The organism is Bremerella sp. TYQ1, assembly GCF_020150455.1.
Lineage (GTDB): Bacteria > Planctomycetota > Planctomycetia > Pirellulales > Pirellulaceae > Bremerella > Bremerella volcania_A.
The window spans coordinates 1,692,028-1,705,056 of the sequence record NZ_CP083740.1 but is presented as its reverse complement, the minus strand read 5'-3'; the positions used below and the strand labels follow the sequence as shown (position 1 = coordinate 1,705,056).

At 54.4% G+C, this 13,029-nt stretch carries 10 protein-coding genes and 1 rRNA gene; 7 read left to right on the top strand and 4 right to left on the bottom strand.

The window, feature by feature from the left end; translation table 11 throughout:
* Positions 1–10 precede the first annotated feature (10 nt).
* From LA756_RS06335 to LA756_RS06315, 5 genes are all read left to right on the top strand, one after another.
* Positions 11–523 (top strand): biopolymer transporter ExbD, encoded by a 513-nt coding sequence (locus LA756_RS06335; protein WP_224439030.1) that lies wholly within the window; start codon positions 11–13, stop codon positions 521–523.
* Positions 520–1,227, top strand: a complete 708-nt coding sequence (locus LA756_RS06330) for a biopolymer transporter ExbD (protein ID WP_224439029.1) — start codon at positions 520–522, stop codon at positions 1,225–1,227. The genes LA756_RS06335 and LA756_RS06330 overlap by 4 nt, the downstream gene beginning before the upstream one ends.
* A 62-nt stretch (positions 1,228–1,289) precedes the next feature.
* Entirely contained in the window at positions 1,290–4,703 is a 3,414-nt protein-coding gene (locus LA756_RS06325) for a PQQ-binding-like beta-propeller repeat protein (protein ID WP_224439028.1), read from the top strand.
* Entirely contained in the window at positions 4,700–7,060 is a 2,361-nt protein-coding gene (locus LA756_RS06320) for an ABC transporter substrate-binding protein (protein ID WP_224439027.1), read from the top strand. Before LA756_RS06325 ends, LA756_RS06320 begins: the two co-directional genes overlap by 4 nt.
* 11 nt (positions 7,061–7,071) lie before the next feature.
* The gene (locus tag LA756_RS06315) at positions 7,072–8,622 is read left to right on the top strand and encodes a hypothetical protein (RefSeq protein ID WP_224439026.1); all 1,551 of its coding nucleotides are present in this window, start codon (positions 7,072–7,074) and stop codon (positions 8,620–8,622) included.
* 15 nt (positions 8,623–8,637) lie between these two features.
* Here LA756_RS06315 and LA756_RS06310 read toward each other — a convergent pair whose 3' ends face one another.
* Positions 8,638–9,969 (bottom strand): serine/threonine-protein kinase, encoded by a 1,332-nt coding sequence (locus tag LA756_RS06310; protein ID WP_224439025.1) that lies wholly within the window; start codon positions 9,967–9,969, stop codon positions 8,638–8,640.
* A gap of 199 nt (positions 9,970–10,168) precedes the next feature.
* Positions 10,169–10,885, bottom strand: a complete 717-nt coding sequence (locus LA756_RS06305; protein ID WP_224439024.1) for an RluA family pseudouridine synthase — start codon at positions 10,883–10,885, stop codon at positions 10,169–10,171.
* Here LA756_RS06305 and LA756_RS06300 point away from each other — a divergent pair.
* Together LA756_RS06300 and LA756_RS06295 are read left to right on the top strand one after the other, a co-directional pair.
* Positions 10,860–11,447, top strand: a complete 588-nt coding sequence (locus LA756_RS06300; RefSeq protein ID WP_224439023.1) for a nucleoside triphosphate pyrophosphatase — start codon at positions 10,860–10,862, stop codon at positions 11,445–11,447. The two genes, LA756_RS06305 and LA756_RS06300, sit on opposite strands and share 26 nt — an antisense overlap.
* Before the next feature lie 78 nt (positions 11,448–11,525).
* On the top strand, positions 11,526–11,783 hold the full coding sequence (locus LA756_RS06295; RefSeq protein ID WP_224439022.1) for a hypothetical protein: 258 nt from the start codon (positions 11,526–11,528) through the stop codon (positions 11,781–11,783).
* Here LA756_RS06295 and LA756_RS06290 read toward each other — a convergent pair.
* Together LA756_RS06290 and rrf are read right to left on the bottom strand one after the other, a co-directional pair.
* On the bottom strand, positions 11,780–12,727 hold the full coding sequence (locus LA756_RS06290; protein ID WP_224439021.1) for a methyltransferase domain-containing protein: 948 nt from the start codon (positions 12,725–12,727) through the stop codon (positions 11,780–11,782). The genes LA756_RS06295 and LA756_RS06290 overlap by 4 nt on opposite strands.
* Positions 12,728–12,866: 139 nt before the next feature.
* Positions 12,867–12,975: ribosomal RNA gene (gene rrf, locus LA756_RS06285) — 5S ribosomal RNA — on the bottom strand.
* Positions 12,976–13,029: the final 54 nt, after the last annotated feature.

The window sequence follows — 13,029 nt, the reverse complement described above, 5'->3', positions numbered from 1 at the left end:
GGAAGCGATCATGTCGAACGAACTCGTAGAACTAGACGAAGGCGAGATCATGCCGGCCCGCAAACGGCCGGAAGAAGGCGATCTGGACATTACGCCGATGATCGATATTACCTTCTTGCTGTTGATCTTCTTTATCGTGACGTCGAACTTGCAGCAGCAGACGGCGGCACAAATGCCGGAAGCAAAGCATGGAACGACCGTATCGTCCCTCGACTCGGCCGTCATCACGTTGACTGCCGAAGGAACCGAAGGACGTGCGACGGTTTACCTGGGAGATGGCATTTCGGCCGAATCGCGAGCGGAAGACAACGACTTGAATCAGCAGGAAGACGAGATCACCGATTTCGTCGAACGAAGTTTCGCTGGACGCATTGAAAGTGGCGTTCCGAAGCGGCATTTGCTGATTAAAGCGGACGGCAAAGTACCGTACGGCGAAGTCGAACGCGTCGCATTGGCCGCGACACGCAGCGGTGTTGTCGATACGGTCGAGCGGCTTTACTTGGGGGTTCAAGAAAAACAGTGAGTAACGGTGTTTTTCGATTTCGATGCCCCGCGTGTAGCGACCTTTTGTCGGCCAGTGTCGACATGGTGGGCGGGACCACGTTTTGCTCGAACTGCGATACCCGGTTGGAAGTTCCCAAGCCGGCTCGTTTGAGCGACGAGCATGACCAGGAAGAGTTGCTGGAGCTGACCGCCGAAGATGTGGTCGTTCCGCAGCCGAAGCCGCGCGAGGCGGAAAACGTGGTCGCCCAGGAACAGCCGGTCAGCTTTCAGACAAAGCGAGACGGCGACGATGGCGAGTTAGACTTGACGCCGATGGTCGACGTGACGTTCCTGCTGCTGATCTTCTTTATGGTCACCGCGTCGTTCCAGATTCAAAAGTCGATGGAAGTTCCCGCTCCGAAAGACAACGCCCCCAGCGCTGTGGCCCAAGAGCAAGAGGAACCGGAAGACGACCCGGACAACATTTTGGTACGGATCGACTCGTTCAATACCTATTTTGTTGGCTGTGCGGCGTGGGATCAGGAACGGGAAGCTCCGAGCGAGCAGGAACTGTACCGCCAGATTCGTGAAGCGCGAGCTTCGAATCCCGCTCAGCCGCCGCGGACACTCTTGGTGATCGCCCATGTGGAAGCCCTTCACGAAAAAGTAGTCACCGCATTAGATGCCGGCGCCGATGCTGGCGTCGACTCGATCCGGTTGATGTCGACCGAGGAAGACTTATGACGGTCTCGTAACCTAACTCGGTCCACAACAGATTCGTTCACTAGCAGAGAAACTTAGCCACGATGAACATTTCGGAATTTATCGACCTGATCGAAGCCCACGACTATATGGCGGACAACCAGCTTGCCGCTATTCGTCGTCAGTTGAGCACCGGCTCGCTCGACATGTCGATTGAAGACCTGGTGACGTTTCTGCTGGAACGGCAGCGGCTGACAAAGTACCAGGCCAAAAAGCTGCTCTCCGAAGCAAAGTCAGGCATCAAAGCAGATTCGATTCCTGTCAGCGAAGGTCGTAAACGGGCCCAGCAAAAATGGATGCAGGCCGATCCCGTCGAAGACGAAATCGTCGAAACCGGCGCGGACGATCTTATCGCCCTGGATGACATGCCGACGTCGGAAGACGATCTCGGAGGCGATCCGCTGGGGCTTGGCGGCGTGGAAGGCTTCGGCGAAGAAGGCGAAGAGACCGATCCCTTTGCCAACGAAAGTGGCGGCGGTGGAAAGAAGAAGACGCACAAGAAGAAGACCAGTCGCGCCAACCCCTGGGACTCGCCGCTGCTGCTGTTCGGTGGTGGTGGTTTGATTCTGCTGCTACTCGTCGGCGGTCTGCTGTACTTCTGGCTCGCGTTTGATAGCGGCGATGAGATGTTCCAAGTTGCCGAAAAAAGTTATCGCAGTGGTTCGTACGTTCAAGCTGGCGCTGAGTACGACAAGTTCATCCGCCGCTTTCCTGATCATCCCAGCACACCGCTGGCAGAAGTCCGCTTGGGAATGGCTTCCCTTTGGAACATGGTCGAAGGTGGTTCCGACTGGGAACTCGCACTGAAGACGACGCAGGAAGTCTTACCCGAAATCGACGAGTCGCCTGCGTTCGAGGAAGCACGTCCTGAGCTGGCGACCATTCTGCCCGAAATCGCTTCAGGCTTGACCGAACGGGCTCAGCAATCCCCGGACGTCGACGAGAAACAACGTCAGTCTGAACTCGCCGACGCTGCCATGGCGTTAGTCAACGATCCCGCCTACCTGCCGACGTCGCTACGAGAAGCCCAGCAGTCGCGGATCGAAACGATCGAGATGAGTTTGGTCCGTGTTCGCCGCGAGATCGATCGTGACCGAGCCAAGAATGAAGCACTCGCCAAGATTGAATCGCACACCGCGGATGGGAAGTTTCAAGAGGTTTACCAGGTTCGTCGTGAATTGGTCGACTCGTACCCTGCCCTGCGAACCGACGAGGCAGTCGTCGATGCAGTCTCGAAAGCGGCGATGAAACTGGTCGATCAAGTCATGCCGCTCGACAATTTTCCGGCACCCGTTACGGACGATCCCAACGCCATGGAGCTGCTTTCGCAGGTCACCTTCGTGCAGCGAGAACCGTTGTTGCCGGCTGCGGAAAACTCGGAGGTCGCCGTCTTTCGACTGGACGGAACGGCGTACGCCATCGAGTTAGAGTCAGGCCGCCTGTTGTGGCGACGTTACGTTGGTATCGATGACGATGCCCAAGCGGTGTCATGGAATGGCGACGGAGGCAAATCAATGGTCGCTTTGATCGATGCACAGCGAAAGCAATTACTCGCACTCGATCAACGTTCCGGGGAAGTTGTCTGGCGTCAACAATTTGAAACCCAATTGTTCCGTCCCAAAGTGTTCGAGAACTCGCTCCTGGTTTGCGAACTGGACGGCAAAGTCTGGAAGCTCTCACGCGAGACCGGAGAAGTCCTGGCCGGCGTTCAACTTCCGCAAAAAGTTTCCGCACCGCTTGGCATCCTGGCCGATGTCTCTGCTGTGTATGCAGTGGCCGAGCATTCTAACGTCTTCGTTCTTTCTCCGGATGATTTGATCTGCAGCGAAGTGATTCCTGTCGGTCATGAAGTCGGAACGATTGCCGTCGAGCCGACCGGCACACTGCGGCAGATGTTCCTCTTTGAGAACGCTGGTTTGGAATATAGCTTCCTGCATCTGTACGGAGTCGATGCCGGCGGAGGAAATGCGAAGCTGACACAAGATGTCGTCCGGCAGGCAGGCCAGGTGTTGGTGCCTCCGGTCATTTCTGATTCGCGAGTGGTTGCCACCAACGACCGCGGCGAGGTCCTTGTTTACGAAGTCAACACGGCCGCCAAGGACGTTCCTGTCCGCCTTGTTGCTGCAACGAAGGCAGACAGTTCGGAGCCAATTTTGGGTTTCGCCGCGATCAGTCGAGGGGATCTCTGGGTTTGTGATCGCCGCATGACGCGTTATGTCATGCAGCTGTCTCGAGGTTCGGTTGTGCGAAAGATGGTCGATCACGACGGCGACGTGTTTGTCGTGCCACCGATCATTCGCGGAGACCAAATCTATCACGCTCGCCGGCATGCCGATGCAGCTGGATTCGTGGTCGAAGCTCAAAGGATCGGAGCCAACAAGCTGGATGACTTGTGGCAAATTACGCTGGGGACTCCCACGGCTGGAAAAGCGTTTCAATTGGAAGGAGCGGATTCCCCCTTGGTCGTGAATACCCGAGGAAGCGTGTTTCCGCTTCCCAAGATGGGCATGGGAGGCAACGACATCGAAGATAAGCCTCAGTCGAAGCTGGATGTGATGACGAAGCATTATCACTTCCCCAGCGGCGCCAAAGTTGACGAAAAGAGTCATGTCTTCTTTCCACCAGACGGAGAAAACCGATCGCTGGTCATTGCGATGAGCGGCGGCAACGTAGTCTCTCGAATGGTGAGCTGGGAGATTCCCGTAACACCGCGAGCTGGTACGCCGATCTGTTGGAACGAGAAAGTACTGATACCCACGAAAATGGGGCAAGTCATGGTCGTCGATCCGAAGTCAGGCGCTGCCGATGTTCATCCTTACCAGCCAGAATTGGCTTTTGGCGAGACAATCGATTGGTCTTCGCCGGCGGTCGTCGGTGGCTCGACACCTTCGGTCGTGCTTAGCGATAAGAAGCTGCGTCTTTTCCGCCTGGGCATTGAAACGAGTCCTGAGCCCTACCTGACCGCACTTGACCAAGTCACGTTGATGGAAGAATTGCCTGGCTCGTTGGCAGTTGCCGGGCTGATGCTTGTGGGCGTCGGACGCCAAGATGGGCAAGACGTATTGCGGTTGTTCCAGCTTCCGGAACTGGCCGAACAAGACCCGATTGTGATCGAAAGCGAAGTCGTTTCACCACCACAAGAGGTTGGGGGACGTATCTATTGTGCCACCGAAAAAGAAGGCCTGATGGCCATTCGAGACGACTTTTCGGTCGCATGGAAATGCCCTTTGGAGGGCCGGCGAATCACCGGAGCTCCGGTTGTCGTCGACGGCAAGTTGGCTGTTTCGTTTTCGCTTGGCGAAGTTTGGCTGATCGACATCGAGTCGGGGGAAGTGGTCGCCCAGTTCGATGTTGAAGAGCCGCTAGACCAAGGACTGTCGTTCTTCGACGGACAGTTGTGGGCTCACGGACATGACGGAACGTTGCACGGAATTCCGCTGGAGGGGATCGCTCAATGATTCGTAGCGAACGAACTCTTGCAATTTGTTTCCATTACACGCTGCTGGGGATGTTCCTGTGGGCGATGCCTGCGATCGTTTCAGGTCAGCAGCAAGATGGCGACCAGGAAGAAAAAATTCCGGTCGAGATGACCAAACCGCTGATCGAACGCGAACCGTACGACTTAGTGACGGTTGCTTCCGCGAAGGACAAGAAGCCGCTGCGGGTCAAACCGGTCATTTTGCCTGGCGGAGGTCCACCGACGGCTGATCGAACTGGTCCGCAACTCAAAGTAGAACTCATGGATGTCCCAGGCCGCGAATTCGCGATTTCGTGGCGGAACATCGAGCGGTATCAACAGTTTCCGCAACTGCTGATGGAAGATGCGCGAAAACGGTTAGAGACGAAAAACTTCGACCTCGCGTTTCGTTATTTGCAAAGATTGCGTGCGGAGTATCCCAACTATCCCGGCACCAACCGAATCTTGGAAGAACTGTTGGTCCAGAACGCCCTGGAACGCTTTCAAGCCGGTGCACTTGATGAAGCCCTGGGGATGCTGGAAGAAGCCCATCGCAAATTTCCGCAACGCAAGAGCATCGACAAGTCGATCGAAAGTGTCGGCTTGCGATTAGTTCAAGCGGAGATTGATGCCCAGCAGTGGCAATCGGCCCGAATGCTGATTGAGCGATTCGAGAAAGTCTATGGCGATCAATTCGCAGCGAGCATCAACCAATGGCGGCAGGACTTGGCTCGTCGGGCTCAAACAAACATGGACAAAGCGAAGCAACTGATCGAACAAAAGAATTTTCGTGATGCTCTTGAGTCGACCGAGCTGGCTCTTTCGATCGATCCAACCATTGATGGGGGCAACGAGCAGCTGGCCGATCTGATTCGACGATACCCTCAAGTGCGAATTGCCACGCTTGCGTTAGGCGAATCAAGTCCGCCGCACGATACGATGACATGGACCGGTCGCCGCAACAAACGCCTGTTTTATCGCGATCTCTGCGAGATTGTCGGATATGGGCCAGAAGGGGGCGAGTATGTTTCGCCGTTTGGAACGGTGCTGCGTCCCGTCGATCGCTTCGAGCTTTCGGTGGTGCTGCGAGATCGTCAGACACCGGTGACTGGTTTCGACTTGTCGCGTCAGATGCAGGACCCCGCTTCGAAGCAAGATGCGAGCCTGTCCGAGCTGACTCCGCTGATCGAAAACCTTACCATTCGTGAAATTCGCCAGGTCGATCTTCGCTTGCGATTGCCACACGTTCGTCCTGAAGCGTTGTTGGGCTTTGTTCCACGAAAGGGTAATACTTCGCAGTTCCCTGTTCCGCCGAACGGACCGTACCGTGCGGTCAAATTAAAGGAGCCAGGGCATGCGTATGTACCGGAGAAAAAGTCAGAGTCCGCGGCCGCAAGATCCCCAAGCGAGATTCAATTGTTGCCGTTTGATTCGACGGCCGATGCGATGGAAGCGTTACGTTCGGGCGAAGTGCATATGGTTGATCGGTTAGATCCTGCCACGGCAACACGATTGTTGGCGGAGTCTTCCGAAGAGCTTGTTGTCGATCATTATCGTGCCCCGACAATGCACGTGCTGGTCCCTAACTTGGAAAACCCTTACCTGAAGAATCGTGACTTCCGACGCGGCTTGCTTTATGGCATCAATCGACAAGAGATTCTGAACGAGCGCCTGTTAGCGGGCAAGGAATTGGATGGCTGTCGCATGATCAGTGCTCCGATTCCGATTGGTGTGAGCCCCGACGATCCTGTTTCGTACGGCTACGATCTTTCGATCGCCGCACGTAGCTATGAACCGCAAATGAGTATCGCTTTGCGAAAGCTGGCAGAAATCAAGTTGCGGGAAGAAGCCGAGGAAAAGAAGGAAGCATTGATCCCGCTTTCCAAGCTGGTGATTGGGCACCCTGATACGGAGATGTCGCGGCAGACCTGTTTGGCGATTGTGCAGTATTTGAAACGGATGGGCCTGCCGTGTGAGTTGAAGGCGGTCAGTGCCGAAGCGACCGATCCGGCGAAAGAAGGCGTCGACTTGTTGTATGTCGAAGTGCAAGTCGCCGAGCCGCTGATCGACATTCCGCGAATGTTCGCCACGTATGTGCCCAACCGACACCAAACGCAGTACTTTCAGTTGGCACTGCGACAATTGGGCGAGTCACGCAACTGGCAGGAAGTCCGCGAACGTTTTTGGTCGCTGCATCGCCTTTGCCATGACGACTTGTTGATTATTCCCTTGTTTCAATTGCAAGATCATTTTGTGTATCGACGTTCACTGGGCGGCATCGGGTATCAACCGATGACGTTGTTCCAACAAGTCGAACGATGGGACCTCGCCCCTGTTTTGGACGTAGCAAAGAATTGAATTTTCCACCTATGAATATGCGGCAGAAAATTCGTCGAACCGTTGTCTGGGCATGCCTGACGCTGGTGCTGAGTCAAACCTCGATCGCACTTGCGGAACGTCTGCCATGGGAAATCGATCCGTATCGAACGTTGATTTCGGTCGATGTCGATCCGTCGTGCTATGCGGACCAGGCGTTTTTGAATGGACTGCTGGAAGAGATCCAACGCCAGCGATATGCCACCAGTGGCGCTATTCAGACTACCGAAGCACGTGCGGCTGCCGTTCCCCTGACGCGATGGTATGCCAACGACGCCACCGCGGACGACTTTATTGCGAAGCTCGACCGCTTAGGAATTGGCCCGGAAGAGTTTGATCGAATTCAAATGGTTTCCCTCCGCCGCGATGGCGATTGGGAGGTTACTTTTCGCGAGTTCGACACGCTGACACGTTCGTGGGGAGGAACCCACCAGGTGCGTGTTTTACAGCGAAAGCTTTTGCCGGCTGCGATCTTACGACTGAGCTATGAGAAGTTCATGCCGGTCGCCAAAATAACCGACGTGCAGAAGCCGGCGGTGGCACTGACCATCAAAGCCACAACGTTGATCGAGGAAGAAACTCAGTTCCGCCAGAAGCGAATCAACGAAAGCCTGGTGTTTGGCCCTCCACCGGAAGAAATCGACTGGAAGCAAATGCCCTCGACGGTTTCGGCCGACAGCCTTTCGCCGGGGGTGGTGCCAGGGACGGTAAATGTCGGCGAAGCCATGCAGCCGGTCTTGCGGCGAAATGACCGACAAGGAAACCTGATTCCGGCCAATGGTATCGCATTCATGCCGTGGACATACATCAGCTGCGAAGCCAACGACGGATTGCAGATCAAAGGAACAATGGTGTCTGGCTATGGACAACCACTTCCAGGGCGACGAAATGTAAGAACTCAGCGACTCGCCATTGGCATTCGTCCCGTCCATGAGTCGACGGAACTGAAGCTGGTCGATAAAGCGACGGAAGCCGTTCCGCTGGCAGGGTACGAAATATATTCCAAAGATCCTGATGGTCCGACGTTGGTGGGGGCATCGGACGCCAACGGAAATGTCGCGATTCCACAAGATCCACGTAGCGCCGTTCGGTTGCTCTACGTACGAAGCGGTGGCAACTTGTTGGCTCGTTTGCCAGTCGTGCCTGGGCACGAAGCAGCCACGACGGCACGAATTACTAACGACAGCCCTCGGCTGTTAGCGGAAGGTTTTGTCGAAGGGTGGCGCGATCAACTGGTCGACGTCATGGCGCGTCGTCAAATTCTGGCCCAACGAGTTTCCCGAAAGATCGAACAAGGGGAATTCGAAGACGCCGAGAAATGGCTCGACCAGCTGCGAGCCGGACGGACCGTCAACGAATTGGCTTTCGAATTGCGTTCCGCCAAGGGCCAGTTTTTGAAGGACAATAAGCTCGATCCGACAATTAAACGTCGAATCGACGATCTCTTTGAAAAAGGACAGCGGCTCGTTGCCCAAGATAAAAGCTTGCTCGTCGAAGGCAAGTTGGCCAAAGAGCTGGAAGAGGCCAAGAAAGCCAAGCCATAGCGGAAAGCAGAAACGCTATTGGCTGATGACAGTCGCAACGTATGCGACGATTGCCCCAAACACGGCCGATGCTGGCAAGCCAAAGACCAGCGCCATGATCAGCTGCTTCTCACGACGCGTGTAACGCGTGACAACTGGAATTGGTGGCGGAGTAGCCGAAGAACGACGCGACTCGCGAATCGTCTTGGTATCTTGATCGGTCATCAACGCTTGAACGGTCGACTGAGAGTACTGACTCCCCTGCTCCGAGCCTGATTCGGAAAGCTCGTAGACGTTCGAACCGGCTTCGGTATCGTTCAATCGAGCCGATTCGGCCCCGGTATAAACTGGCGGTGGCGGCTGCCAGGCCGACTTGATTGGTTGACCGGTGAAATCGGATGCACGATGATCCGAAGCCCAAGGCTCTAATCGAGCGACCACTTCACTGGCTGAGGTGATCCGGCGAAGTGGATCTTTTTCCATCATTTCCGCGATGATTTCTACCAATTCGCGGTCGATATTCGGATTGAATCGGTGCGGATGCAGCGGCGGCTCTTCGCAATGTCGACGCGCTTTGTCTTTGACGTTGCCGCCAGGAAATGGAACTTTGCCGGTCAGGGCATAGTAAAACGTACAGCCGAGCGAGTAGATGTCCCACTTCGCCGAGACATCGTGGGGATCGCGAATCTGTTCCGGAGCGAGGTAGTCGATCGTGCCGACAATCTTTCCGAGCTTCGATTCCTCGGAGTTGTCGTTCATGAAGTCGGCCAGACCTAGGTCCGAAACCTTCGACGTACCGTCTCGCGTCACTAAAATATTGCCTGGTTTCACGTCGCGGTGAATGAGTTTCTTTTCGTGAGCGTAGGCCAAACCGCGAGCGGCCTGAGAAATAATGCTCGCCCCTTGGTGCTGATTCAGATGCCCTTTGGCGCGGACCAGTCGACGCAGATCGGTGCCGGGAACATATTCCGTCACCAAAAAGTGAACGTTGCCATCTTGGCCGGCGTCGTAGGCTCGGACGAGATTCGCATGGTCCAATTGGGCCTGCATCCGAATTTCGCGAAGGAATCGGCCAATCGATTCCGGGGTAGACCGTTGTTGCGGCAACACTTTGATCGCGACTTCACGACCCATGAAGTTGTGCTCGGCCTTGAATACCTGGCCCATCCCCCCCTGTCCAATCCAGTCGGTGATGACATAGGGGCCAAGGGTAAGCTTTGTCAGACCTTTAGAGAGTTGATCGGCCTGATACTGGGTCAGCAAATCGGCGTTGATCAGGTACTCTGACAGCTCTTCGTCCGAAAACTCATGCTTTAGCGAGCCTTCGCGCAGCGTCTTCATCGCGTCCTCGAGCTGCTTGGCAGTCACGAGCCCACTTGCGAGCGCGGAATCTCGAAATTTCTTCGTTTGAGAGCTGGGCACCGTAAGAATCAATTGAAGAGGCTTGAGGCTACGTTATTTTAACTTTCGACGCAGGTTTGTGGGGAGGCTTTCCGATTCATTATTGGACAAAAAACGGAATATCGTTTGAGTATCTTTACCTGTCGGATGCTCGTAAGGTTTTATATCACAGGAAGTTGTGCCAGTTTGTAGGAATCGGTGCCGTTAAGGTCAGGTTTTGCCGAGTTACGGGGTGTTGAATGATCAGTTGGGCAGCATGAAGTGCAATTCCCGCGGGAAACGGCACCGAGCTGCCATACTTGCGGTCTCCCACAATAGGGACGCGCCGGCTCGATAATTGAACTCGAATTTGGTGCTTTCGTCCCGTCATTAGTTTGATTTTGAGTCGATATCCAGCGGAAACCGTTTCGACCGACTCCACCATCAATTCCGCTTTTTGGCCGCCGGCTGTCTGATTCCTGGAAGCGATCATCCGGTGATTTTTTTCATCTTTGCGAACCCAGTCGGTGAGTTTGCCCGTTTCAACAATCCCATTTCCCGACACGATCGCCTCGTAAGACTTTTCGGTCGAACGTTCTCGAAATTGCTCGTTCAGTCGTTTGGCTGCTTTCGACGTCCGTGCGAACAAGAGAACACCAGTAACCATTCGGTCCAAGCGGCTAACGACGCCTAGATAAACGTTCCCAGGCTTGTCGTACTTCTTTTTCAGATATGCTTTGACCAGCGTGACGGCACTCTTCTCCCCTTCACTGACCCCCATCGTTGGCAGGCCTGGCGGTTTCGCAATGGCAATCAGGTGGTTATCTTCGTACAAAACTTCCAAGGGAGCCAACGTAGCACTTTCTGGTAAATCAAAGATGGCGAACTTCTCCGTACCTCTCATTTTGGCCAGTCAGTCTCCTCGGCGACAACTCCTGTTAAAGGAGGCGGGCTACGATGTTACGGTAATTACGCCAAGTCCCGAGGCGGAAACGCCTCCACGTCTAGACGAAACTCCGCGCGAATCTGTTCTGAGAATCGCGCGAGAAAAAGCAGAAGATGTCGCGACTCGCGTTGAAAGCGGGCTGATTCTCGCCGGAGATACGTTGGCGGAGCTCGATGGCAAGCCGCTTGGAAAACCACGGGATCGTGAACATGCTCGGGAAATATTGCAGAGACTTCGCGGTAGAGATCACTTCGTTTGGTCGGCGGTCTGCTTATGGAAGAAACCGGGCAACGAAATCTTGGTCGATGCTGATCAAACAACGGTAAAGATGGCCGCGCTTTCAGATGACCAAATTGAAGAGTATCTCGATTCGGGGCTCTGGGAGGGCAAAGCAGGCGCGTTTGGAATTCAAGATCGCACCGGCTGGGTCGAAATCGATGAAGGTAGTCTCACCAACGTGGTTGGCTTGCCCATGGAACTGCTGGAAAACATGCTGCGAAAGATGGGGGCTTCCATTTGATTCCAGGAGAAGTCCCAGGAAAATAGAGATGGCGGTTGATTTCCCAAAAGACGCGATTGTTAGCCAGAAACAAAACCGATGTCGGATGCCACCAAATCTTCGGCTTCCTGGAAAGGATGGACGATCGCTATCTTTTTGGTGCCGATTGTGTATGTGCTGAGCAGTGGACCGATGATTGGACTTGCATGCTGGCTACGCGAGACAACCGGCCACGACGAGTTTTATTATGTCATTTGGTTCTATGCACCGCTCTTTCTCGGCGGCCACAATGGGTCGCTGGGGCTGTACATCGAATGGTGGGTCGTCGACGTCTTTCGGACGGTAGGGCCTGGTTAAAAACCACCTTGATAGTCAGAAAGTAATTCACGGTCGGAAAGAATGCTCGGGCTCTTTCGACCGAGGAAGAAAAATGCTGAGGCGGCATCCATCGCCTGCTTCTTCTTGGCGAGATAGTAATCGAAATATTTGAGCCAGAAGAAGGATATCCGTGAGGCAAAACTAACGATGCCACGCATTCGGTTGGATGAGAAGAAACTCAATAGGAAGTAACGCAGCGACCAAGCCAATGCGACGCCAGGTCCGCAGCTGATACCACTATCGATTTCCTCAAAGTGGCGAAAAAGTCGTCGATGCCCTAAACGAGTGAAGCGTGTGAAATCATATTGCCGGCCGTGTACTTGTTGGATGAACGGGGTGTCGGCATACACGACACCGTCGTCATTCAGGACACGATAAATTTCTTCGACGCATCGCAGCGGATCGACGACATGTTCGAGAACGGCCTGAACGATTACGGCATCGAAAGAACCATCGCGAAATGGCAAGTCATGGGCATCACAAATGATTTTGGTTTGCGGTCCCCAAGCGACGTCGGTTTCGACCCATTCAATATCGAGATCGTTCAAAGCATGACCGAGGCCAGCTCCGACAATCCCACCTCCGACGACTAAAACTCGAGATTTGCCAGGGCGAGTTTTGAGTAGCTGGAGCAGTTTATTCGCGGTCCGATCCGCGTTGACGTTCAACGACACATCTGGAATTCGGTGGCTGATCCACTCCCGCCATTTGGGGATAGAGCGGAAAAACGTGTCTTCCTTCTTCAAGAACTGATCCGTATCGAAGATGCTGTTGTCTTCGCGAACCAGGATCGGAACGCCTTCGGTGGAAGGAAAAGTGGCACGGCACTGTTCCGCCTGGCAGACGGCGATATCATCACGCAACTCTAGGGTGCCATGGCACTTAGGGCACTGAATGATTTGCCAGTCGAGGGAGGCGACCATACGTCGATAGTCCTTGAAAGAGGGCGAAACACCATAAGAGGTCGCCTCAAGGATAGGTCGCGAAATAGCATGTGAGTTGAGGAACAGCGCATAAAAAAGCCCCGCTTTTTGATCAGCGGGGCTTTTGAAATGTAAATGAATCCGGCGATACCTACTTTCGCACTGGTGGGCACTATCATCGGCTGGTTGTGCTTAACTGCTGTGTTCGGAATGGGAACAGGTGTTTCCACAACCATATGGTCACCGGAAGGAACTTCGTGAGACGTGAGGGCCTCACGAAGCTCAATTTGGTTTGGTAGAGG

Excerpts from the sequence above, each read along its gene's own strand:
- LA756_RS06295 (WP_224439022.1), top strand. The coding sequence starts at position 11,526 with ATGTCGGATGCCACCAAATCTTCGGCTTCCTGGAAAGGATGGACGATC.
- LA756_RS06290 (WP_224439021.1), bottom strand. The coding sequence starts at position 12,727 with ATGGTCGCCTCCCTCGACTGGCAAATCATTCAGTGCCCTAAGTGCCAT.
- LA756_RS06300 (WP_224439023.1), top strand. The coding sequence starts at position 10,860 with ATGGCGAACTTCTCCGTACCTCTCATTTTGGCCAGTCAGTCTCCTCGG.
- LA756_RS06335 (WP_224439030.1), top strand. The coding sequence starts at position 11 with ATGTCGAACGAACTCGTAGAACTAGACGAAGGCGAGATCATGCCGGCC.
- LA756_RS06325 (WP_224439028.1), top strand. The coding sequence starts at position 1,290 with ATGAACATTTCGGAATTTATCGACCTGATCGAAGCCCACGACTATATG.
- LA756_RS06305 (WP_224439024.1), bottom strand. The coding sequence starts at position 10,885 with ATGAGAGGTACGGAGAAGTTCGCCATCTTTGATTTACCAGAAAGTGCT.
- LA756_RS06315 (WP_224439026.1), top strand. The coding sequence starts at position 7,072 with ATGAATATGCGGCAGAAAATTCGTCGAACCGTTGTCTGGGCATGCCTG.
- LA756_RS06320 (WP_224439027.1), top strand. The coding sequence starts at position 4,700 with ATGATTCGTAGCGAACGAACTCTTGCAATTTGTTTCCATTACACGCTG.